The 24,415-nt window shown below is 49.6% G+C and carries 16 protein-coding genes; 8 read left to right on the forward strand and 8 right to left on the reverse strand.

Features of this window, described 5'->3' with window-relative positions:
* Nucleotides 1-551: 551 nt before the first annotated feature.
* The gene (locus IQ256_RS21735; protein WP_193857789.1) at nt 552-1,805 is read left to right on the forward strand and encodes a hypothetical protein; all 1,254 of its coding nucleotides are present in this window, start codon (nt 552-554) and stop codon (nt 1,803-1,805) included.
* Between the two features lie 187 nt (nt 1,806-1,992).
* Complete coding sequence (locus IQ256_RS30505; RefSeq protein ID WP_193857790.1) at nt 1,993-2,964, forward strand: glutathione S-transferase family protein; 972 nt, start codon at nt 1,993-1,995, stop codon at nt 2,962-2,964.
* 113 nt (nt 2,965-3,077) lie between these two features.
* On the opposite strand, the gene IQ256_RS21745 is transcribed toward IQ256_RS30505, so the two are convergent.
* Together IQ256_RS21745 and IQ256_RS21750 are read right to left on the reverse strand one after the other, a co-directional pair.
* Nucleotides 3,078-3,992 (reverse strand): hypothetical protein, encoded by a 915-nt coding sequence (locus tag IQ256_RS21745; RefSeq protein WP_193857791.1) that lies wholly within the window; start codon nt 3,990-3,992, stop codon nt 3,078-3,080.
* A gap of 11 nt (nt 3,993-4,003) precedes the next feature.
* Nucleotides 4,004-7,882 carry a WD40 repeat domain-containing protein gene (locus IQ256_RS21750; RefSeq protein ID WP_370623517.1) on the reverse strand — a complete coding sequence of 1,293 codons (3,879 nt, stop codon included), beginning with the start codon at nt 7,880-7,882 and terminating at the stop codon, nt 4,004-4,006.
* Nucleotides 7,883-8,117: 235 nt separating this feature from the next.
* Between IQ256_RS21750 and IQ256_RS29810 the strand changes: the two genes are divergently transcribed.
* From IQ256_RS29810 to menD, 5 genes are all read left to right on the forward strand, one after another.
* Nucleotides 8,118-9,833, forward strand: coding sequence for a calcium-binding protein (locus tag IQ256_RS29810; RefSeq protein ID WP_228025152.1), 1,716 nt, complete (start codon nt 8,118-8,120; stop codon nt 9,831-9,833).
* Nucleotides 9,834-10,144: 311 nt separating this feature from the next.
* Entirely contained in the window at nt 10,145-11,614 is a 1,470-nt protein-coding gene (locus IQ256_RS21770; protein WP_193857792.1) for a CoA-acylating methylmalonate-semialdehyde dehydrogenase, read from the forward strand.
* A 102-nt stretch (nt 11,615-11,716) separates the two neighbouring features.
* Nucleotides 11,717-13,276: an NAD(P)/FAD-dependent oxidoreductase gene (locus tag IQ256_RS21775; protein ID WP_193857793.1), complete on the forward strand. Its 1,560-nt coding sequence runs from the start codon at nt 11,717-11,719 to the stop codon at nt 13,274-13,276.
* Nucleotides 13,277-13,452: 176 nt separating this feature from the next.
* Nucleotides 13,453-14,967: an isochorismate synthase MenF gene (locus IQ256_RS21780; protein WP_228025153.1), complete on the forward strand. Its 1,515-nt coding sequence runs from the start codon at nt 13,453-13,455 to the stop codon at nt 14,965-14,967.
* Between the two features lie 80 nt (nt 14,968-15,047).
* Nucleotides 15,048-16,802: a 2-succinyl-5-enolpyruvyl-6-hydroxy-3-cyclohexene-1-carboxylic-acid synthase gene (menD, locus tag IQ256_RS21785; RefSeq protein ID WP_193857794.1), complete on the forward strand. Its 1,755-nt coding sequence runs from the start codon at nt 15,048-15,050 to the stop codon at nt 16,800-16,802.
* A gap of 69 nt (nt 16,803-16,871) precedes the next feature.
* Here menD and IQ256_RS21790 read toward each other — a convergent pair whose 3' ends face one another.
* The 6 genes from IQ256_RS21790 to IQ256_RS21815 all read right to left on the reverse strand — a co-directional run bounded on the left by IQ256_RS21790 (nt 16,872) and on the right by IQ256_RS21815 (nt 21,113).
* The gene (locus IQ256_RS21790; protein ID WP_193857795.1) at nt 16,872-17,318 is read right to left on the reverse strand and encodes a hypothetical protein; all 447 of its coding nucleotides are present in this window, start codon (nt 17,316-17,318) and stop codon (nt 16,872-16,874) included.
* 173 nt (nt 17,319-17,491) lie between these two features.
* Nucleotides 17,492-18,286 carry an E3 ubiquitin ligase family protein gene (locus IQ256_RS21795; RefSeq protein WP_193857796.1) on the reverse strand — a complete coding sequence of 265 codons (795 nt, stop codon included), beginning with the start codon at nt 18,284-18,286 and terminating at the stop codon, nt 17,492-17,494.
* Nucleotides 18,287-18,349: 63 nt separating this feature from the next.
* Complete coding sequence (locus IQ256_RS21800; protein ID WP_193857797.1) at nt 18,350-19,267, reverse strand: MBL fold metallo-hydrolase; 918 nt, start codon at nt 19,265-19,267, stop codon at nt 18,350-18,352.
* Nucleotides 19,268-19,463: 196 nt separating this feature from the next.
* Nucleotides 19,464-19,973 carry an inorganic diphosphatase gene (locus tag IQ256_RS21805; protein WP_193857798.1) on the reverse strand — a complete coding sequence of 170 codons (510 nt, stop codon included), beginning with the start codon at nt 19,971-19,973 and terminating at the stop codon, nt 19,464-19,466.
* A 168-nt stretch (nt 19,974-20,141) separates the two neighbouring features.
* Nucleotides 20,142-20,324 (reverse strand): hypothetical protein, encoded by a 183-nt coding sequence (locus IQ256_RS21810; protein ID WP_193857799.1) that lies wholly within the window; start codon nt 20,322-20,324, stop codon nt 20,142-20,144.
* 402 nt (nt 20,325-20,726) lie between these two features.
* Nucleotides 20,727-21,113, reverse strand: coding sequence for a resolvase (locus tag IQ256_RS21815; protein ID WP_193857800.1), 387 nt, complete (start codon nt 21,111-21,113; stop codon nt 20,727-20,729).
* An 823-nt stretch (nt 21,114-21,936) separates the two neighbouring features.
* Here IQ256_RS21815 and IQ256_RS21820 point away from each other — a divergent pair.
* Nucleotides 21,937-23,655: a lipopolysaccharide assembly protein LapB gene (locus tag IQ256_RS21820; RefSeq protein WP_193857801.1), complete on the forward strand. Its 1,719-nt coding sequence runs from the start codon at nt 21,937-21,939 to the stop codon at nt 23,653-23,655.
* The last annotated feature ends 760 nt before the right edge of the window (nt 23,656-24,415 follow it).

A 24,415-nucleotide genomic window follows, 5' to 3' on the forward strand; every position in this document is an offset into this window, starting at 1 on the left:
TTCAGCAAGATCAGGTCTGACTGAAAGTGACGCCATTTGAACGGTTCTGAGCAGGGCATGAGGTAGGTTGCGATCAGGGCATCCCAGAATACCAAGTCAGAGCCTATGTATTTTTTGCAACACAACCGAAAATAGAGCAGTCACCGCAGCTTTTAACAGTCGTTGAATGAATTTCGAATTATTGTTTTGGAAACAGGTGGTAAATATCACAGTCATTACTTTTCTTCTTTACTTCGCGAAATCTATTTGTTCTAGTTTTTATTGTCGATACAGTCAAACGGCTTCTATCCTGCCGTATTCTTTTCGAAGTTCAATGACAATCGTCATGCTAGAACAATAGAGAAAATGCTGTGACGAAAGTCATCCGTAGAGATGACCTACCGATATCGCAAAAGCTATGCTGATCGCTTTAAGCTTTAACGATTGAAGACTATTTCTTGGGTGAAGCCACTACCATGGATTTCATATTTATTGCGCTACTACTATTGCTGAGCATCCTAAAAACCAAAGCAACGAAAAGATGGAAAAGAAAGTTTCTGTTTCTTACAGTAGTGCTATTTATTATTCGTCTTTCATTGGGATGGCGCTGGCAATTTATCCCTGCTGATATTGTTGTAGTGTCTCTGCTGATGCTTGATCCGGTTATGGTACGTTCACCCGCTATTGCTAAGGGTTTACGTCTCGGTTGGTCAAAAATAGTTGGGCTCTCCATTTCAACTGCGTTGGTGAGCACTACGATCTTTCTCCTGTGGTTATTTCCGAATATTCGCTTTCCCGTTCCTACTGGATTGTTCGTGGTGGGTACCACACTCGAAAGCATTGAAGACGTCTCTCTGCGGCTGTGGTATCCGGCAGCGCCAGAAGCAGACCAAAAACCCTACCGCTATCTTTCAGGAGAAGCAGTTCCAGAGGTTCTCAAATTTGCTTACGGCCATCTACAAAAACCAACGGCTGCATTCTCTGATCTACCGCTGTTCTCTTCGCAGGCAGAGATGCCTGTCTTGCTGTATGACCACGGGGCAGGCAGCTTCAGAGAGGACAACACGTTTAGGCTGATAGAGCTGGCTAGCCATGGCTTCGTAGTGGCCGCGATCGCCCATTCCAAAAACTTTTCAGACTACAACATTCCATCAGAAGTCACTAAAATTCCCGCCCAGTTCAGAGAACGTCTGAATACGCTACTTTTTCCAGACCGACTGAGAGACATTCGCCTAGCCGTCCAAAAGCTAGAGCAGCTCAATGAAAAAGACTCTCGATTTAGCGACAAGCTGAACTTAGAGCGCTTTGGCATGGTGGGCTTTTCACTAGGCGGCAGCGTTGCTCTAGACTATTCACTAGAAGAGCCCCGCTGTCAGGCGGTGGTAAATTTGGATGGCGGCATGTTGGGCAAGGCCAGACAGGGGGTTGAGATTCCCTTTTTACAGATTAGCCAAAGTGCCTTATTTCCCCTAGCACCCGTCAATAATCCTCAAAAGATTGCTGAAAAAACAGGCGAATACTATCGGCAAGAGGTCAGCGACTTAGTTCAGAATACTCAACCTGCTCGTTTTGCTCACTGGTTGAGAGTCACTGACAGCGGCCATGCAGCATTTTCAGACATTGCCCGTTGGACACCAGCGCGATTTGGCCCGCTTCGTTCCATGATGGGGATAGGTGATGTCAGCGCGATCGCCCAGGCCGTGGATGATCTAACGCTCTCTTTCTTTGAAGACTATCTGATGGGCAAGTCAGCCTTCGAGGCCGCGATCCAACGGCACCATGATCTGCTCACTGTCATAGATTCAAGCATGAAAGAGTCATATTGACTGAATAGATAAAGTCTATATCGCCCTCGAACTGTGTGAGCTGTTAGCGCTCATTGTAGAAATATTGGCAACAGTATGACTCTTAAATAGGCTATTGTACTTTTAATAAACTCAGTTCATAATCAGGATATGCAAGCGAGAAGACCCTGACCATTTCTTCTCATTAACTGTTTTAGGAGAAAATTCTGTGGGCCTTTTAGTAGACGGAAAGTGGCAAGATCAGTGGTATGACACCAAAAGTACGGGTGGAAAGTTTGAGCGTAAGGCATCACAGTTTCGCAGTTGGATAACGCCGGACGGCAGCCCTGGGCCAACGGGAAAAGGTGGCTTTATCGCAGAGGCAGGCCGCTATCATCTCTATATTTCTTATGCCTGTCCCTGGGCCCATCGGACGATGATCTTTCGGGCTTTGAAAGGTCTAGAAGAGATGATTTCTTTTTCTTCGGTGGATTGGTTCATGGGCGATCGCGGCTGGACGTTCAAGTCAGACGAAAGCATTGTGAACGATCCTCTGTTTAATTTTAAGTATGCCTACGAGCTTTATACCAGAGCAGATAAAGCTTATACCGGACGAGTAACAGTCCCTATTCTCTGGGATAAGCAGACGGGCACGATCGTAAATAACGAGTCTTCTGAAATTATTCGCATGTTCAACAGTGCCTTTGACGGCATCGGTGCCAAAGCAGGCGACTACTATCCAAAGGCGCTCAGAGATGAGATTGATGAAGTGAACAATCGCATTTATCACACTGTCAACAACGGCGTGTACAAATGTGGATTTGCAACAGCTCAGTCAGCCTATGAAGAAGCGCTGTATCCTCTGTTTGAAAGTCTAGATTGGCTAGAAGAAAACCTTTCGAGTCGGCGATATTTACTGGGAGATGAACTGACTGAGGCTGACTGGCGGCTGTTTACTACGCTAGTACGATTCGACCCGGTTTATGTCGGCCATTTTAAATGCAACATCCGCCGAATAGTAGACTATCCCAATCTATGGGGATATGTGCGCGAGCTGTATCAAATGCCTGGGATTGCGGATACAGTCAATTTCTCACATATTAAGCAGCACTACTACAAAAGCCACGAAACGATCAACCCTACTAGAGTTGTTCCAGCGGGTCCGCAGATCGACTTTATGGCTCCTCACAATCGCAGCTAGATGTCTTAGCTTGAGCCGCTCATAGTACGCTGCCTTTACTACTAATACTCGACGAGAAGCTCTTTGAAAACTACAGCATCGTGGAACAGCGGTTTCGATGATACCTATTGTTGCTAGTGTCGTTCATCGATATTTCTAGCTTGTGTATCCCGTGAATAGCCAATCAATGCTAGGCCGATGAGACCAAGTAGTGCGATCGCACCCACCCAGGCCCAATTTACAACTAGTCCCCAGTCAATGACTTGCACCTCTCTATCCACCAGCCAAATCCCCAACAGCACTAAGCCGCTGAACGTCACTTGAATCGCACCCAAAGCCCTAGCTTCAGCGGCGGTTGCTCGGCGAGACAAGAGAGCGGAACCAAGCGAGCCGGTTAAAAAGATAGCGCTATAAAGCTGAGCATGAAACACATCTAAAGGCCACAGCCAGGCACCGCCAGCCGCTGCTGGGGTAAACAACAAACTTAAGCCATACGCCCCTAAAATGCCTGATTGAATGCCTAGTACCGTAGGCCACAGATTGGGCAGGCGGCGCAATCCAAGATAGTTGTAAGGTTTAAAGTAGCCCCAGTAATAGCTTGCCCCCACGCAGTCCACCAAATATAGTAAAAACCAAATATCTGTTGCCCGCCGCCCCGGACTAAACTGCTGAAGCTGCAAACACGACACCATCAGCACAACTGTCGTAAACACCCACATCATTGGCACGATTAACCGCGTTAGCGCAGCGCGTCTAGATAAAACTAGGCTAGCCAAACCAACTAGCGCCGTGAGATAAATTGCGCCTAAAAATCGAGTATTAAAAGGTTTTAGTGGCCAGAGCCAACGAGACTGAGAAAAGCCAGGAAAGCAAAATAGGGCAGTGCCTACGATGATCAACAATACAATTGAAACTAGCACCAGTACTAAGAGTATCGGTGGTAGTGCAGCGGGCTGTGGCTGAGCTCCTACATCAGAGGCTAAATCGGTGGCTAAATCGACAGACGAGCCAGCAGGTTGTTTAGATTGTTGTGTATGTGGAGAGTTCATTTTTATGATCCTTAATTCAGGTTGACGGCCCCTAGCTGCTCTAGTGTGGATATTTCAGACTTGGTTAGCCCACTGATGCCGGTAATGTTCATTCCCTCGTAGGGTTCTTTGTTTTTGAATGTATTGACACAAGTCCCTGTTTCTATCTCCCATAGTCTAATTGTTTTGTCGTCACTGCCACTGGCGAGGTGCTTGCCATCGGGGCTAAAGGCTACTGACCAGACGCTATTGGTGTGTCCTGTTAGGGTATGTATTAGCCCACCATCCTCGTTTTCCCCCCGGTCTACAGCCCAAAGTCTCACAGTATGATCCGCGCTGCCGCTAGCAATCCACTGAGCGTCAGCGCTGATCGCAACGGCCATGACCCAGTTTTCGTGTCCGGTTAGCACCTGCTGACACGTCCCGGTTGCTACATCCCATACGCGCACCGTTTGGTCAATACCGCTACTTACCAAAAAGTCTCCTTTGGGTGAAAAGGCAATGCACCAAACTCCGCTTGTATGACCTTTCAAAGTGGCTGTGCATTCTCCTGTATCGAGATCCCAAAGTTTGATAGTGCGATCATAAGAGCCACTTGCCAGTATGTTTTTCTGGGGGTGAAAAGCAACAGAACAAACCCAGTGCTGATGTTCTGTAAACGTGTGGTGGCACTGACCACTGCGGACATCCCAAAGCTTGATGCTCTGGTCAGCGCTGCCGCTGGCGATAGTTTCTCCTTTAGCATCGAAGGCTACTGACCAGACTGATTTGGTATGCCCTAACAAACTGCGGTGATTTCTGCTTTTGGACTGAATCTCTTTGGATAATTGCCATATATGAACATTCCCGTCCTCGTTGCCACTGGCTAGAGTACTGCCATCCGGGCTAAAGGTCACTGACCAAATAGCATTCTGACCGCCGACTAAGGTCTCTAACATTTGACCCGAAGATATCTCCCAAAGATGAACGAGGCGATCGCCCTGCCCACTAGCCAACGTACAACCATCCGGGCTAAAGGCAACAGACCAGACCCAGTTACTGCTGCCCTGCAACGTCTTTAGACACTGACCACGGCGCAGTTTCCACAGCCGCATGGTTCGATCTTCACTGCCGCTGGTCAAGTAGTCGCCATCCGGGCTAAAGGCGACAGACCACACCCAGTTACTATGGCCTGATAACACTCGCAAGCACTGCGGCGTATCTGCCGCAATGTTCCAAACGCGCACCGTTTGGTCGGCGCTGCCGCTAGCAAGCGATCGCCCATCAGGACTAAAGGTCACTATCCACACCCAGTTGCTATGCCCGAGTAAGGTCTGCTGGCACTCGCCCGTCTCTACATCCCAAACGCGCACCGTTTGGTCGGCGCTGCCGCTAGCAAGCGATCGCCCACCAGGACTAAAGGCCACTGACCAGACTCCATGCTCATGTTCTTCTAGGGTTTGCAAACACTCGTATGTCTTTGCATCCCACACTTTGATTGTTCGATCGGCGCTACCGCTCGCCAATTGTTCTCCATCGGGGCTAAACGCTACTGACCAGACCCCATGCCGATGTTCTTCTAGCGTTCGTAAACATTCGCCCGTCTTTGCATCCCACAGTTTAATTGTTCGATCGGCGCTACCGCTCACTAACTGTTTTCCATCGGGGCTAAACGCTACCGACATCACCCAGTTGCCGTGCCCTTCTAACGTTTGCAAACACTCGCCTGTCTTTACCTCCCACAGTTTGATGGTTCGATCGGCGCTACCGCTAATCAACTGCTTCCCATCAGGGCTAAACGCTACCGAGCAAACCCAGTTCTGATGTCCTCTAAAGGTTGAAATATGAGACTTGATATCTTCTGAAGCTGACGAGAAATCTGCTTGCCAAAGCCAAATCTCACCATTAGTGTCGCCAGTGGCCAGCACCGCGTCGTGTGAGCTGGCGTTGCCTGAGGTCGTGGCCAGGTTAGCACCTGAGTTCGCGGCTGGGCTAAAGGCCATCGTCCGAATGCTGCCAAACGGCTGATTGAAGACAGACCGCGAGAGATCTGAGCCTGCGAAATTCACATCGTACAGGTTCAATCCCTGGAGATATGCCTGCTGGATCGGCAGGTTGGAAAAGTCATAGCCTGCCAAATCTACTTTGAGATGACTCAAGAGCGTTAGTACATTACTGCCGATATAGCCGCCTTGTGTAGGTTGTTTTTGAGCAGCGCTTAGCAATTCTGTTAGCGCCGCCGCGATCGCATCTGTAGAGGCATACTCTTCTTGTAAAGTCTCTACAATCGGTGACAAAATCAGTCGGATTTGAGCCTGACGGATATAATCTCTCGCACTTGCTTTGACTAGCACATAGCGCCGTAAAAAGTCTTGTTTTTGTTGCCTGATTTCGCTTGATACTTGATTGATTAGCTCGCCAGTGAAATAGTCCATAATCACTGCTTGCTGAGTGATCTGAGAGCGGTCTTTTTCTAGTAAAGAGCGACGTTCTAAAGAATCAATCGCCTGTAAGACTTTGTTCAAAGGCACTGCCTTGGATAACTCTTTCGCTAAATCAGACCGAAGTGTTTGCCAAGCCGTTGGCTCTCGGTTGATTGCCAGCCAGTACATGATGTCTTTTTCTAGCGGCGTTAGACGATTGATCTGGCGTACGAGTAGCTGTCTGATATCACCAAAGATCAAAGAATCCTCTTGTGCTAGCGCTAGGAAATTGGCAACGCTGCCCTCGAAATAGTCCCTGACGGCGGCGGCAATCATTTTGAGCGCCAGCGGATTGCCGCTATAAGCCTGGATTAGCTGCTGCCATTCTGACGGTGTGCCAGTCAATTCGCCTAGGGTTTGGATCAGGGCTTTGCCGTCCGATTCTGCTAGACCTGAAAGCTGAAAACAGCGCGTCGGCAAGGCATCGCCTGACTGGATCGCAATCTCTTTTGGCAGCTCACGTGAGGTCATGAGCAAGCAGCTATTGTGTTCGGTTTCGCCGAGTGCTTTAAACAGATCGCCATAGCCTTCATAGCCTTGGCGGTAAGTACCGGCGCGATCGCCTTCTGTAAACAGCGACTCCACATTGTCCAACACAATTAGACATCGATGAGCGCGCATACAAGCAATCAGCTGCCGCAGCTGGTCATCTGGCGTATCGGGAACCTCGTTCATAGTCAGGTTGACCGCTGGCTGCTCTAGAAAAAAGGTCAGCAGACTTGCCATGATCTCCTGAATTGGCGGCGCATTTTTGAGACTGCGCCAGACTAAATAGTCAAAGCGATCTTCAACTCGGTGAGCCAGTTTAGCGGTGAGCGCTGTTTTACCAATCCCGCCGATGCCACCAATCGCTACCAAACGACAGCGATCGCGCACAATCCAGCCTTCTAGAGTTTCTAGGATCTGCTCTCGTCCATAGAAGACGGAAACATCGACCGCCGCTCCCCAATCTTGAGCGCAGCTAGGTTTGGGGGCATGAGCGGCTGAAGCCTGAGCGGATGAGGTTTGGGCAGATGGCTGGGCGGGCTCTGAGGGGGCAGACGGTAGGGCAGACGTCGCTGCTGAAATGGTGAGATCTTTTTCTACTTTTTCTAAAGGGATACTGCGATCGCCTAAATCAGCGATCGCTTCCCAGTCCAAATTCAGCGTTTCGCACAGCTCTGTAAACGTCGCAAAATCAACCGGCTTGCAGCCCAGAAACTTTTTGACCGTCGCCAGTGAATAGCCCGCCCGCTCAGCTAGGGCGCGCTGGGTCTGAAAGCCATTTCGCTTAATCGCAATCCGAAGCGTATCAGAATAGCCGGCTTGAACCTTAATCGAACGGGGCATCGTGATTAGTCCGTCAGCTGAGTAGAAACATCGAAAGCGATCAGAATCCACCGCACATTGGTGAATACCTCTATTAAACCAGTCAACCTGAGGCGATCGCACATCGATCGCCTTGATCACTCAGCTCTATCTGTTCATATAGCCTGAAACCATTGAAAAATAAGGGATGCAGGTTTTTACAAGAAAAATTGCCCAAAAGTCAGCCATAGGTCAGCCTTTCGTAGCCCTGAACGTAGCCACCCGGATTCTTCAATAGGGACATAGAGCAAAACACGAGCGCTCTGTATCTCACAGATATGGCTCACAGGCATATCTCACAGAAAACACAACTTAAAAACTCTTAGGAGAAATTCTCATGGCTAACAATACTTCCAAAAGCACTGGCTACGAAAATATTGAAAATATTTTAGTTGGGACCGATGGCAACGACGATATTGCGGGCACTAGCGGCGACGATACGATTTTGGGCAAAGCAGGCAACGATTTGCTCTTTGGCAACAGAGGCAATGACCTGATTGAAGGCGGCGAAGACGTTGATTTGATGAATGGTGGCGGCGGTGATGATACCTTGATCGGCGATACGGGCGACGACTTCTTTTTTGCGGGGCCTGGCGACGATCAGATGATTTGGAACAACGGCGATGGCAGTGACTTTATGCGCGGCGGTCGGGGCGCAGATGTCACTCAGGTAAACGGCGCACTGGAGGCGGGCGATGCGTTCGAACTGCGTGCTATTGGCAAACAGGTAGACTTTGAGCGCGTGAACTTGGGTAATTTCAGACTCAATATTAAAGACACCGAAGCGATGGAGATTAACGGCGGTGGCGGTGACGATAGCCTTAGCGTCGAAGATCTTGCTCGTACGGATCTAGAGCAAGTCACCTTTAATGGTGGCAAAGGTAACGATACGCTAGACGCTAGTGCCTCTACTCAAACCATTGTGGCCGACGGCGGCAGGGGTAGAGACAGACTCGCTTCAGGCTCAGGAGATGATACGCTCTCTGGCGGCGCTGGCCGAGATTTTCTCTTCGGTGGCGGCGGCAATGATGTGCTGCTAGGCGGTAGTGGCAATGACTTTTTGCAGGGCGGTAATGGCAATGATATAACCGACGGCGGCGCGGGTAATGACACCGCTGATTTTAGCGATATTCCTTTTGCAGTTAATGCCGACCTGGCGGCGGGCACAGCCACCTACAAAGTCAACGGCAACCTCGTTCAAGACACGCTGATTAGCATTGAAAACCTCAACGGTAGCGAGCTAGATGACGTTTTAGCCGGGGATGACCAAGTCAATGTTCTACAGGGCAACGCTGGGGATGACACTATCATTGGCGGCAAAGGCGATGACGTGATGCTAGGCGGTGCGGGCAATGACCGACTGATTTGGAACAACGGCGACGGCAGCGATCGCATGCGTGGCGGCAGCGGCCAAGACGTGACTGAGGTGAATGGCGCGTTAGAGGCAGGCGACGAGTTTGAGCTGGGCGCGAATGGTAAGCGCGTCGATTTTCGCCGGGTTAATCTCGGGCTTTTCCAGCTAGATATTAACGGCGTTGAAAGTATGGAAATCAACGGCGGCGGCGGCGACGACAGCCTCACGGTTCAAAGTCTATCTGAGACCAGGCTAAAGCGGGTTAACTTTGACGGAGGCGATGGCAACGACTTCCTCAACGGTAGCGCCGCAGATGTCAATATCCTTGCGGATGGTGGCGATGGCGATGACATCCTCATTGGCGGCTCTGGTGACGATATCTTGATCGGTGGCAATGGTGCTGACCTGCTCATTGGTGGCCCTGGCAACGACATCCTGATCGGTGGTGTGGGCACAGACCTGTTTAGAATCGGCAGCGGCACTAGCTTGATCCGCACCTTCAACGCTGCTGAAGGCGACATGCTTCAAATTCAGCAGGATTTGTTGCCCCAGCCTTACCTAGGCAGCGCAGATGCTATTCGCGATTCATTGACTTACAACAGCAACAGCGGTGTGCTGGCGCTAGATGGCGTTCAGATAGCGACCATTGAATCGCCAATCGGTGGTTTCGACATGGATAGTCACATCGATATCTTGTAAGACAGATATCTTGTAAGACAGACTATCTGAGATAGCCCAGCTAAAATAGCGGTTTACGCTCGGCGTGCAGGTATAGCTATAAGCTTGCACGCTGGCTGTTTGTCTTATAGCGTTCGCCACTTTGCTCCACGCACTTTCTAAGAGTGAAACCCTTGTCATGAAAGAGCAAAGTGGTCAGCTAGCATACGAATCCATCCGACGCTAGCTATAGTCATTTATCCCAATCAGGGGATACGGCGGTAGACGGTATGTTATTGGAGCGCATACCTCGAAGCAGAGGTGTCTCAGAAAAGAGAGTGAGCAAAATCATCATGGAACAGCTACATAACTACATCGCCGGTAAATGGCACAGATCCGAGACAACCGACTACCTAGATGTGGTTAACCCAGCTACTAACGCTGTGCTGGTGGAGGTGCCTCTGTCGGCGGCGGGCGATCTAGACAATGCGGTTGCCGCTGCAGCAAAGGCCCTGACTACTTGGCGACGGATTCCTGCGACTGAGCGCATCCAATATCTCTTCAGACTCAAAACGCTCTTGGAAAGTCATTGGAATGATCTTGCCAAAACCATCACCGCAGAATGTGGCAAAACCCTCAAAGAATCCCAAGGAGAACTACAGAGGGCCATTGAAAATGTAGAAATGGCTTGTGGCATTCCTACCTTGATGCAGGGCGTCAATTCAGAAGACATTGCTCGTGGCATTGATGAAATTATGATTCGTCAGCCGCTGGGAGTGGTAGGGATTATTGCTCCATTTAACTTCCCAGCGATGATTCCGTTTTGGTTTTTTCCCTATGCGATCGCCTGTGGCAATACCTGCATTATCAAACCCTCGGAAAAAGTGCCCCAGACGATGCAGCAGATTACTGAGCTGATTCATCAAACTGGGCTACCGGCTGGCGTGGTGAACCTGGTACATGGCAATAAAACGGTGGTGGATGCGCTGCTCGATCACCCGACGGTCAAGGCTATTAGCTTTGTCGGCTCTAGTCCGGTGGCCCGCTATATCTATGGCCGGGCGGCAGCAGCTGGCAAGCGGGTGCAGTGTCAGGGTGGAGCCAAAAATCCAGTGGTGATTTTGCCTGATGCCGACCTAGAAATGACGACGCGAATTGTGGCGGACAGTGCCTTTGGCTGCGCCGGACAGCGCTGTTTAGCCGCGTCTTTGGCGATTACGGTGGGCTCGGTAAAAGCTGATTTTGTGGATGCCCTCGCCCAGGCAGCACAGCAGCGCACTGTGGGCAATGGCCTAGACGAGGGCGTACAGATGGGAGCGGTGATTAATCGGGGAAGTTGCGATCGCATTCATAGTCTGATTCAATCCGGCGTTGACGAAGGCGGCAAACTTTTAGTGGATGGCCGCAACCCTGAAATTCCTGGCTACGAACAGGGTCATTTTGTTCGTCCTACCCTGCTGCAAGATGTTCCTGTGCGCGGAGAAGTGGCAACGACTGAAATTTTTGGCCCGGTATTGGGTCTGCATCATGTAGACACGCTGGATGATGCGATCGCGCTAGTCAATCAAAGTCGCTGGGGCAATATGGCCTGCCTGTTCACCAGCTCGGGCGCGGCTGCCCGCCAGTTTCGCTATGAGGCCGAAGCTGGGAATATCGGGATTAATATCGGCGTGGCTGCGCCTATGGCGTTCTTTCCTTTTAGCGGTTGGAAAGAGAGCTTTTACGGCGATCTTCACGGTCAAAGTCAGCACGCGGTTGAGTTTTTTACCCAGACTAAAGTTATTGTTGAGCGCTGGCCTAAAGAATGGTCGCGGCAGTTTTAAGCAAGACTGCGAGAAATGTTTCAGTTTTGGTTGAGCTCTTTAAGGTTTATCCCTTTAAGTATGTGCTTAGATTTTCTACACTAAAGCTTATGGATGAAACCAATGGATGAAATTAAGGCAATACTTTCAAAGGCAATACTTTCAAAGATCGAAGGTAATCCTTGGAAAGGACTTCAAAAGGCCGATGAGCTGTGGAGCAGCTACAAGGCAGGCGATCGCAAGGTACAATCGGTCGTCACGGAGGCTGATGATGAGCTACCACAGGTTGACTACGACGTGGCGATCTGTGGTGGAACGTTAGGGATTCTATTAGCCGCGACGCTAGCTCAAAGAGGATGGCAGGTGGCGCTGCTAGAAAGAGGCACGCTAAGAGGCCGCGACCAGGAGTGGAATATTTCGCGGCGAGAGTTAGACACATTTGTGCGAATGGGTCTGCTGAATGAAGCGGAACTAGAGAGGGCGATCGCCTCTCAGTACAATCCGGCTCGGATCGCCTTTAACGGGGGTAAAGATCTTTGGGTAGAAGATGTTCTGAATATTGGTGTAGATCCGGTTAGCTTATTAGAACAACTCAAGCAGAAGTTCGTAGCAGCGGGCGGCACATTGTTAGAACAGACGCCGTTCAAGTCAGCGACGGTGCATCCCAACGGTGTGGCTATCCAAACAAACGATACGCCTGTAAGAGCCAGACTGCTCGTAGACGCGATGGGCCACTTTTCACCGATAGTGCAGCAGGCTAGGGCGGGCAAAAAGCCAGATGCCGTTTGCTTGGTTGTGGGCACTTGTGCAACTGGCTATGAACAGAATGAGTCAGGCGATTTGATTGTCTCTTTTACACCGATTCAAAAGCAATGCCAGTACTTTTGGGAAGCCTTTCCGGCCCGCGATGGTCGGACGACGTATCTGTTTACCTATCTAGACGCCCATCCTAGCCGCCTCAGTCTGACTGACCTGTTTGAAGACTATTTTGAGCTACTGCCACAGTATCAAAATGTTTCTTTAGAACAGCTAGAGTTTGCCAGAGCCCTCTTTGGCTTTTTCCCTTGCTATAAAGACAGTCCGCTGCAGTATAAATGGGATCGCACTTTGCCGATAGGAGACTCTAGCGGGAGTCAGTCGCCGCTAAGCTTTGGGGGGTTTGGGGCGATGGTGCGCCATTTAGAAAGGCTGGCGGTCGGCGTCGATGATGCGCTGCAGGCCGATTTATTGGATGCCAAGGCGCTAGGAAAGCTGCAGCCGTACCAGCCGAATTTATCGGCTACCTGGCTGTTCCAAAAATCGATGAGCGTAGGCATAGACCAGACGCTAGCGCCGAATAAGATTAATCAGGTGCTCCAGACTATCTTTGACGATATGGCGGCGCTAGGGAACGAAGTTTTGCTGCCTTTTCTCCAGGACGTGGTTCAGTTTCCACCGCTAGCAAAGACAATGCTCAGAACGTCTACGCGGCATCCTGGACTGGTGCTGAGTATCTTACCGCAGGTAGGTGTTGGCGCTGTGGCAAGCTGGACGCGGCATTTTGTTAATTTAGGGCTGTACAGTCTGTTAGACGAGATGCAAAGCGCTGTCGATAGCCGGGAGACTTCAGATAAGAAGCAATACTACGCCGATCGCTGGCGAGATGCTGTGAAGTACGGCTCTGGTAGTGACTATGAAGTGTAAAGGGTGAGGTGTAGAAAGCGCTGGTAATGAAGACACCTTTTGCGGCGTTACAGAAGCAGTCTGACACGGTGTTTTGATATCCGTGTTTTGATATCTGTGGGTAGCATGGGAAAATCTAACGATCGATTGTTATAGCAACCTTCATGCCAGCTGTCCAGCACAAAGCTGATTCTGCCTTGGTTTCACGACTTGAGCCAGCAGAGATCTATCAATTCTTGACCGACTGTCAGCAAAAGGCGATCGCATCAGATCAGCCCAAGATTGCTAGCCTTTCTTTTTCGATTCTGGCGATCGCTCCTCAGACCGTTCTGGCGGCGCTAGGCAGTCAATATCAGCGTCATTTTTATTACGACTCGCCTCAGCAGACTGGCTCACAGCAGACGATGGTCGGCATCGGCTGCGCGGTGGAGTGCTCAGCGACGGGGGTCGATCGATTTTCTCTGGCTCAATCGTTTGTGCAGTTTTGGCAGACTCAGTTTATCTATGCAACTCTCGATCGATCGAGGCTAGCACCACTTGCTCATTTCTTTTGCAGCACGACTTTTTTTGCAGAGCCCAACGTTGTAGAAGCTGGCTCAATGCCTCCAGATCTGACTCACGCTAGAAAGCTATCGCCGCCGATTCCATACTTTGAGCCTGCCTATTTATTTGTCCCCCAGTTTCAACTGACGACCTGTAGAACTCATCCCGCTTCGCTGTCTACGGTGACGTTCAATCACTTAATGACAGCTAGAGCAGACGTCAGACAGGTGACCGATACGCTATATGCCAAGCTGAGTAAACTGATCGCGGTAAGCCGCTCGCAGCAGGGCCTCCTACCCAAAAATAGATCAGCGGTTCTGAACCAACGAAAAACCCACGGCGGGCGCTACCACGCTAGCTATGAGGGCTTTACTCACTTTAAACCGGCGGTCAAAGCGGCACTGCAACAGATTCAAACTAGTCAGCTACATAAGGTAGTGCTAGCCGATGTGATGGATGTAGAAGGCGCGCAGCCGTTCGATGAGGTGCGATCGCTGCAAGCGCTCAGGCAAAATCATCCCGACTGCACCGTCTTTTCTATCGGCAACGGTCGCGGTCAGTCTTTTATCGGCGCTAGTCCCGAGCGACTGTTGAGCATTACAGACGGTCGATTTACGACAGACGCGCTCGCTGGTACGATCTCACGCGGCGTGCTCCCTAGTCTTGATATTCAGCTCGCTCAGACCCTGGTCAATAGCGAGAAGGAACAGTTTGAACATCGTCTGGTGGTGGAGTTTATTGTCCGCCAGCTGCGATCGCTGGGTCTGACTCCTGAATACGAGGCGCTACCTAGAGTGCTACAGCTATTGCATGTTCAGCATTTGCATACCCCTATTAGTGCCAACATCTCACCGCCGCAGTCCATTTCCCCCCTAGATATTTTAGCCAAGCTCCATCCGACCCCGGCTGTGGCTGGCGTTCCTCACCAGGCTGCCTGTCGGCTAATTCGCCAGTATGAAACCTTTGATAGAGGACTCTATGCTGCGCCGCTAGGCTGGATCGACACTCAGGGAAACAGCGAATTTGTGGTTGGAATTCGCTCGGCTTTGCTGAATGGGCAAAAGGCCCGGCTGTATGCGGGTGCGGGTATTGTTGCGGGTTCTGAGCCCGCTAAAGAACTCGCGGAGATTAAATTAAAATTGCAGGCGCTACTGAATGCTTTAGTCTAAATGCTCTAGTCTGATTGCTTTAGCTCTAGTCCGAATATCCTAATCTAGACGTCCTGGGCTGTATTTCCGTTTTCTGCTCTATGCCCATTGATTTTCGCAACACCAATAGTCTCTGGGCCTCTGTAGCGGTCGAGACTCTTGCTCGCCTGGGCCTGCAGACGGCTATTCTTTGCCCTGGATCTCGCTCAACACCGCTTACTTTCGCGTTTGCTAATCACCCTCAGATTGAAGCGTTGCCCATACTAGACGAGCGCTCAGCGGCTTTCTTTGCTTTGGGCTGCGCTAAACGACAGCACCGTCCGGTGGCGATTGTCTGCACCTCTGGCACAGCGGGAGCAAATTTCTATCCAGCCGTGATCGAAGCGTGTGAAAGTGGAGTGCCGCTGTTGGTTTTTACGGCTGATCGTCCGCCGGAGATGCGTGACTGTGCGTCTGGGCAGACAATCGATCAAATCAATCTGTATGGAGGATTCGTCAAGCGGTTTGTCGAAATGATGGTGCCGATGGCGGATCTATCGATGTTGGCATACTTGCGGCAGACATTAGTCAGCGGCTGGGAAAGTGCGATCGCACTCCAACCGGGGCCCATTCACTTCAACTGCCCTTTTCGCGATCCGCTACCGCCAATTGCCGATGACAGCACCCGCGTGGTGAAAGCAGGGTTTGATATAGGAAAATTCTTCTATTCGGTTTCGGCTTCAGCTACGACCAAAGTACAGGCTTTTCTACTCACCTCATTGCCAATCGCAGACTGGCAGCAATTTGAGACAGGCATCATCGTCGCGGGGCCAGCCGACCCTAGCGATCCATTATCCTATTGCAAAACAGTTAGTCATTTATCACAGCGCTTAGGCTGGCCGGTGATTGCCGAAGGGCTTTCGCCGCTACGTAACTACTCTGCACTCAATCTTGCTCTTGTCTCTACCTACGATCTTATTCTTAGAGATCGCGATCGCGCCAAAAAGCTCGTACCACAGGGCGTTATTCAGCTGGGCGCACTGCCCACTAGCAAGGTCTTACGGCAGTGGCTAAGCATGCATCAGCCTCAGCGCTGGATAATCGGACCTCAGCGAAACTTAGATCCGCTGCATGGCCCTACCCGCCACCTTACTCTAGAAATTGCCGCTCTTATCCAGACCAGTTCTGCTGTATTCCCTATAGAAAATTCTATCTATCAGCAGCAGTGGCTAACCTATGAGGGTGAAATGCGCCGCGCTATCCGAGAAAAGATGGCGGCAGAATCAACCTTAGTAGAAAGTAAAGTAGTTTGGCTATTGTCACAGCACTTGCCAGAACAAACTCCGCTTTTCGTCGCCAATAGTATGCCAGTTAGAGACCTTGAGTCCTTTTGGCTACCTAACGACCGGCAGATTCAGCCTGTGTTCAGCCGGGGTGCAAATGGAATCGATGGAACGCTGTCTACGGCGATGGGGTTGGCTCATCGAAATCGACCTGCTGTCTTACTTTCTGGCGATTTAGCCTTTTTGCACGACACGAATGGCCTACTTAATACCGCCCAGATAGACGGACATCTTACCGTCGTGCTGATCAACAATGGCGGCGGCGGTATCTTTGAGATGCTGCCCGTTGCTGATTTCTCTCCTACTTTTGAAAAGTATTTTGTTACGCCTCAGTCAGTGAAGTTTTCTTACTTGTGTCAAGCATATGGCATAGAGTATCGGCTAGTACAGACTGCAGAAGATTTAGTGAAATGCATTGAAGTGCTGCCAAAGCAGGGTATTAGAGTCTTGGAAATCGGAGCTGACCAGCATACATCCGTAGCCTATAGACAGCAGAGCGTTGCTCAGAGGAAGAATCTTTTAAATTTTCTGTGAGACTTTCTTGGTGTGAGCTTTCTTTAGAACAGATTGCGGCCTGTGATCTAGATGACAGTCATCTAGCAACTAGTGATCTAGCAGGATGATGAAACGAACAGGAATATTGCCGTCCTTTAGAACTTCTGCCATGGCGATCGCGCCTCGCATCTCAGTCATTACCTGTAAACTATGCTCTTTGTAGGCCCGCGCTACCTGTTCGACTCCGGCTTTGAACTCGGCGACCTTTAAGCAGGTCGTCACATAATAGGCTAATTCCTTGAGTCGGGACTTTACCCGCTCGCTACAGTCTTCTGGTAGGGGTGGAAAATTGTTTGCTTTACGCTGTGTTGCTGGCCAGCTAGGATTTTCCCACAGCAGAAAATGGTTCAGCCTTGCGTCATCGCAGGTAGGCAGTTGAGAGAGCGATCGCCACCTTGAGCCGTCGTGAGCCTCTAAAATTACTGTTCGATAGGTAACCATTTGAGTACAGCCATCGGAAGATAGCCCCGGAAAGATCGCACCTGGTAAGCTCATATTACCTTGAGCAGATTGCTAAGCAAATCATCCCAGCGCACGACATCTTACACTAGCTACATATATTCACAAACCTGGTTCAATTTCGTGCTCGGACGTTTTACTCGGACGTTTTATTTGATCCTAGTTGAGGCTACAGCAAAGCACCTGTTCACGCGGCTAATCAAACACGGCTAGCTAAACAGATCTACAGCCAGCAAGGCGGTACCTACGCCTAAACAGCCGAGCATAGCGTAGAATACTTGCTGTACATGACCAGAAACGTTCTTGACTAGCTCGCCTTCAGTTTTTAGAGCAATGATGAACTGTTGTTTATTTTCGCTAGGCTTACGGATGGTGACTAGGGAGGTCATGTCGTTGGCCATGCCGATAATCAAGGCTTCACGATCTACAGGCAGAATGGATTCTTTGTATCGGTAGCCTAATGTTCGCCCACGGGCATTGTGATGCGTATTTGTGGTTAGAGAAAAACCGCCGAAGCTAATTCTACTGGAACGCTGCGTTTCGGGCCTGAACTCAGAAAGAATTTCAATGGTTTCTATATTGGCATCCTCTGGGTGAATCTTGATTTTTCCAGTGGCATCTGCTAACCAGAAAGGAGTGGACAAAGTGGTCTGGGAAACGACTTCAGACTGGCGTTCGGTCTTCTTGATTGTTCTTCCCTGATCGTCTTTACGGGTGACGATTTCTTCGTACTCACGGGTTACTTTAGTTTTGTAGTAGACACAGGCAACTTTTTTTACCTGGGAGTGTATCGGCTGATCGCAAACGATTTTGCCGTACACCTTAACGTAGTCTTGCCAGCTGCCGCTCCCTATATCTTGGGCAACGGCGCTGGCAACCTGGTGAATATCACTGGCTGTGGCTAGGCGAGCAGATCGAATGCAGGCGAGTTGTTTGAGCTTGCTTAGCCGGACGAAGAACAAAACGACGCTTACGATCAAAAAGATGCCGCCAATAATTGCCATAATTTCTTCCTTATCACGTGTTTGTGCCCAAAGCGTGCATCTATAGATTTGGCAATTGGGATGCTAGTGTTCTATAACTAACCCCTCGTAAGCGACGACGGCATTGGGGTAGCGGTCTCGAATATCTAACTCTAGCTGGTCTAATATGACATCGTTTTGGATAGGGCTATGGTGTAGCAACGCTAGCTTTTTTATATTTGCTTTTTCTATGAGCGTGATGCCTTTTTCCCAAGGATGTAGCGCTAGCTGCTCTGGTGTCTCTGTATGGTGCAGGTAGGAGAGATCTGAATAGGTGCCATCGTGAATGAACAGATCGGCTTGATCTATGAATGCCAATAGGTCTGGTTCGTTTTGCTCTATTGAGGTATCTGTGGCATAGACGATCACAAAATCCTGCCAGGTGAGCCGATAGCCTAATGCGCCGGTTGCGGCGTTGGTCAGTAAAGTCTCTACCGAGATATCGCCAATCTGAAAGTTATCGCGATTTTGTAAGGTGTGAAAGTTTAGCTCTGCCAGCATGTTTTGTAATGGCACGGAGAAGTGGGGACGCAGCATTTGATCGGTCAGACAGTGCTTGATAGAAGCGCCGTTGAGGGCTATGCCACCATAGACCGAAAAGCGATTGCCAGGTACGAAAGCGGGCCGAAAGAAGGGAAATCCTTGAATTCTGTCCCAGTGGGTATGGGTGAAGAGTAGGTGAGCTTCGATGCCAGATTTTTCTGTTTGACTAGTCTCTTGTATATAGTCGCCTAGACCAACTACGCCAGTTCCGCTATCTAAAATGAGGCGCTGCTCTCCCATCGTTACTTCTACGCAGATGGTATTACCACCGTAGCGTTGATTTGTCACGACTGGCGTAGGTACACTGCCTCGCACACCCCAGAATTTGACAGATACTCTACTTTCTTTTTGCGAAAGTGTGTCTGTTGATGAGGAGGGCTTTTGATCGTTAGTAGCCAGAGGGGAAAGAGCTGTTTTCATTGAGGAGGCGTTGCTATGTAGAGCAGCGGACTAGGCTACGCTTATTGAGCCCAACAGAGAGGGGGAGAGATCTCGGTGTTTACATTGATTCTGGTGGGGGAAGACAGAGTCTGCAGTGAGAATGGATGGGCTGAACGAAAAAGCCCCGAAGCGTTCAATCTTCGGGGCTTTTAGAGAGTGCAAGGCCAGCGGTGGTCTAGCTAGCAGCTTTGATACACTCGTCAATGAGTGGCTGCACCTGATCTAGATTTTTCCAACCGAGCACTTCGCATTCTTTCTTTTCTAAGTTCTTATATGTTCTAAAGAACTCGGAGATTTCTTCTAGGCGGTGAGGCTCAATATCGTCAATGGTTTTGACTTCAGCGTATCGGGGATCGTCTGCAGGGACGCAGAGAATTTTTTCGTCGCGATCGCCGCCGTCAATCATTTCCATCATGCCGATGGGCCGAGCTGGAATAACGCATCCTGGAAAGGTGGGCTGATCCATGATTACCATGCCGTCTAGGGGATCGCCGTCGTCGGCTAGGGTGTTAGGAATAAATCCATAGTCATAGGGATACTGCACTGAAGAAAACAGCACCCGATCTAGAGCAAAGGCGTTGATATCTTTGTCGAATTCGTACTTATTCTTGCTGCCGGCAGGAATTTCGATGAGTACGTTGACGATGCCAGACTTTGGCTGAGCGGGAATACGGGATAAATCCATAGCGGCTTAATGACTTTTGATGACTGCGTTTTCTAGAGGTAAAGACCTCAGCAGTATTCTACGGGAGAGCGGGAGCACGCGAAATGCCCCGGCGCTGTTTTACGGTTCAGATGGGCCGGCTACGAATAGTGAAGGCACTGCTAGACTCAGTGCTAACAGTGCCTTGAATTACTCTTTTGCTTTCATCGATAGGGTTTGTGACTGCTGGGGAATTTCTACCTCGATGGCTTTGAAATTTGATATTGCGTACAAGGGCAGGGTGAGGGTAAGCGTGGTTATTAGTACGCCAATCAAGTTTGCGATATGACCGGGAGGTTGCTCTGATGAGTGCTCGGGGCTAGCAGATTCCATACGGAGAAAGGGTAGAGAATAGAGACGGGGCTTTGACGAATCAAAGTACCCTGCCTTGGTGGAGCTGACGATGCTGATATCTACAGGTCCTTAAGTATATATACATATACCCAACAAGTGAAGATGCGATCGCCAACGGCACAGAAGCAGTTTGCAGGCTACTGACGGTTTGACAGCAGCAGCTTTACTTTAGCTTCACAATTTAATATTAGCTAAGGGATCTGTTTGTGGCACAGGCATTCTTATTTTGTTCATATTTTCGTTACGTTATGGGAGTGCTCGTCGGTGGTATTTGTGTAAATAGCTACTGTAGTTGCTTTGTATGTAGAAAACGGCGTTCTTATGTCTGGTTTTAGCAGGAGCAGAGCTCGGCTAAGTTTTCGGAGTTTCTCCTATTACTTCTTACTTCTGAGACTCTAAGAGATTTTTCAAACTCTGTAGCTCATGCAAGATGGCCTGTAACAGACGATTAGTTTCGGTTTCAACTGGCTGCGTAACTTCTATGGTTACCTGTTTGATGCCAAGCACTTCTTGGGCAAAGCGGGCGACTTCGTTAGGGTGGAACATCAAGGGCGCTTCTTTATCCTCGCGGACTTCAGGGTTGAGACGCCTGGCATCGAAGGGCGGATTAAGAATTTTGGGATCTGTATTGGCGTAGCGGTAGACAGATGCTCTGGAGCGGTTCAAAATTTTTTGGACTGACTCTATTGGAATCAGCTGTTCGGCGGCTTCGATGGTGATGCTATCGGTATGTGAATCGACGTTAGTGCTGTTTGATGGCTGAATCATGACCTATATCAGAGCGAGACTAGGAAAGCTTACCTTAAGTCTTATCTCCGTATACATGAGTCTTAGCAAAAACATCGTTATCTATTCATGAGACTCATGGTATATCAATTGGACTCACTTGTATAAGCTATTGTCTCTTGTTGAGATAGGGTATAAGTTGCTTGCCTAGGATCTGTCAGAGAAGTTCTTTCTTCGCGTAACTAAGGTATCGTTTTTGAGCGGCAGGGCTAGATGGGCTTAGCCAGAGAGGGAGAAGCGCAACCATTCGGAGCGATCACATTGAGGAAAATCGTAATTGTTCGATGTCAACTACAAACCAAGCGACTGAAGGAGAACCGCTGGCAAGTCGACAGCTTCGACAAAAGCAAACACTACTAGAGCGTGGATTACCGGTGATTTGATAGCGAAGCAAGCCACAGAGGCAAACCCCCTTCTGAAACAAGTTTCTGCATGATAACTTCCTACATCATTTTTCTGAGTAATGGCGCGACCTGTCGGTAGTAAGTAGAGCGCGAATAAAGCTGTGATCGTACGCTCTCGCATCAGGTTACACTCATACTCTGCCATTGTGATTTCTGTGTAGAGGGAATTTAGCTGGTAAGTGACCCCAAGTCGCAGCTTTGTTGTCTCAGGCGATCAAGACAAACTATTAAGTTTTGAAGAAGGGAGTGATTGCCCGCGCACATATCCTCAAGCAGTCGCTAGCTTGGGAAGAATTCATCTACCTATTCGGCCTTTTATCTAGCCTCCTTTCAATCAAACACTTGCTAGTAGATATAAATGCTTGCTAGTAGATAATCCACTTATTCCTGTGAGTTTCGTCATGTCAAAACGCTCTTTGAAGTTTGCGGTTGGCAGCAGTTTAGCTTTGACATCTGCGCTTGGCGCTGGTGCGCTCCTAGCTCAATCTGCCTTGGCCCAGTTAGAGAACCCGCCCGCTGAAAACCAATCAGTTGATCGATCAGTCGCTCAGTCAGTAGAGAGCCATCAGCCATCAGCGTCAGCATTGGCAGACCTGGCCTTTGGATACGCGATCGCCCAGCAGCCCGAAACGGCTATCTCGCTGCTAGAACGAGCAGAAGCTTACGAAGGTGGAACGTGTAAAGAAGCCAACACCTGGTTGAAGATTGGCGTTGGCTATCGCGCGGCAGGGCAGCTAGAAAAAGGAGAAGCGTTTCTAGCTCAGGCTGGTGAGACTATGGCGCTACGAGAGCAAGAGAACTGCGCGGGCAGCGCGACCTCTCCTAGCGAATCTGTAGCAAACAGAATTGTAGACTATGCCGAAGCGGGCCATCTAGATGTGGCTTTACACATTGCACAGAGCGATGAGGTCTCGTTTCATTCTCTGATTGCGGAGTTTGTTGCAGTGCAGGTTGCCAAAGAGTCTTACGAGGCCGGACGGCGAAAAGAAGCTAAGGAAATCATTACGCGCTCGATTCAGAACATCACTGAAATGACAGAGCAAGAAGCCGATCCTACTATTGTGAACCAGGCAATCCTCGGAGTCGCAGGGCATTTTAGCGCCGAGGGAAATGCTGAACTGGCAAAATTTGTTTTAGAAGAAAGCGACCTTGTAGCGCTTCAGCTATCAGCAGATAACGATAGTGAGAGTTCAGCTCCTGTGCTTGAGCAGTATCAAAGCCTCCAGCTGGCACGCATTCTAGTCGATATTGAACGGCCACAGCAGGCCCTGAATATTCTAGAGGCACTCACTGCTAATGTTCAGGCATCGTCAGAGTTTCCCACAGAAATAGTTCGCACCTGGGTGGAGGCAGCGACGCTATATAGCAAATTGGATGGGAAGTTGAATGAGAAATCGGGCAAAGAGAAAGCCGATGACGCTATGGCAACGGCTAACGCGAACCTTTCACAGATGCCGGATGTTAGAAGCGCGGACGAGGCAAAAACTGTTTTGGTCAGAGGGTACGCTGAGCTGAGCCAGTTTGATCAGGCTAGCGAATTGGCGAAGTCTATTGAGTCTGTCAATGCTCGACAGAGCGCCTATGTTGCAATCGTGTCTGCATATACCAGGGCAGGCTTGGTCGAGGACGCAGAGCAATTAGCCGAGTCGATTGGCATGAGCAAGTCTGTGCGGCTCGATATGATGCGGGCCTATTTAAAAACTGAGCAGTATGATGAAGCGCAACAGATTGCCGAGCAGCCTGACATGCTCAATCATCTACCAGAAGTTGGACAGGCTTACTGCAAAGCAGGAATGCTTGAGCAGGCTGTTTCCCTGATTGACCGTCTAGAACCAGCAGAGCCCTCAACAGACTGGCTGCGCGGATGCACTGCTACTGCATTTGCTGAGCAAGGTCAGTTTGACCAGGCGCTAGAGATAGCACAGTCTATGGCAGCGCCAGCGCACAAGGCAGATGCACTGATTGAGATCGCTGCTCAGCACACCGCGCCTCCTAGCTCATTCTGGCAGCGTTGGATGGCTCAACTGCCTAGTCCATTCGACAATTGGCTCGGCGGCACGCCAGCCTCAACCGAAGCCGTCGAACTCTTAGATCAGGCACGTACCCTGATTGAGCGGTAGTTTTCAAACAGAGAACTATGCTGAGACTGAAAGATTTCTATATCATTCAGAACTCGTTTTTTATGTAGCCACTACTCGTATCCTAATGCCCGCGCTAGTCAAGGACTTTGTGATATCGAGAACAGATTGCACTGACGCTTTGACGTGGCCTTTCACGAAGATGACGCTCATTCACAAGATTGCCCTCAACCTGCTGATCAAAGAAGCCTCAGGGGGGTTAGCAAGAAGAGGCGGCTCAAAGCTGGATGGAACAACGATTGCCTAATTAATCTTCTGCTCGCTTGAGTATTCGGTTGCCCTGAGCAGGATGGTTACGTGGTATAGCTTTAACTGAACGTTAGGTAGAATGAAATGTGGAAGAAACGTGCGAAGTTCTTATTTGGCCTTTGCCTTTGCTCTGTTGTTAGTTTTGTAATACTACCCAATGCTGTAAAGGCGGAGCAGATATTATTGTTAAACCTGCAATACATATCGGATACAACCACGACTAGAGAGATTCAGTTTTATGGCAATGAGATTAACCCTAATGCTATCTCTGTTAACGACCGCTTTTCGTTGGTGATCGATGGACAATCAGTTCATCTACCTGAACAGCTTTATAGACGACTTAATAGGTTAAGGCGTAGCTTTAGCGGTTGTGTTGCAAAAAATACATAGGCTCTGACTTGGTATTCTGGGATGCCCTGATCGCAACCTACCTCATGCCCTGCTCAGAACCGTTCAAATGGCGTCACTTTCAGTCAGACCTGATCTTGCTGAA

It is taken from the genome of cf. Phormidesmis sp. LEGE 11477, from assembly GCF_015207105.1.
GTDB lineage: Bacteria > Cyanobacteriota > Cyanobacteriia > Phormidesmidales > Phormidesmidaceae > Phormidesmis.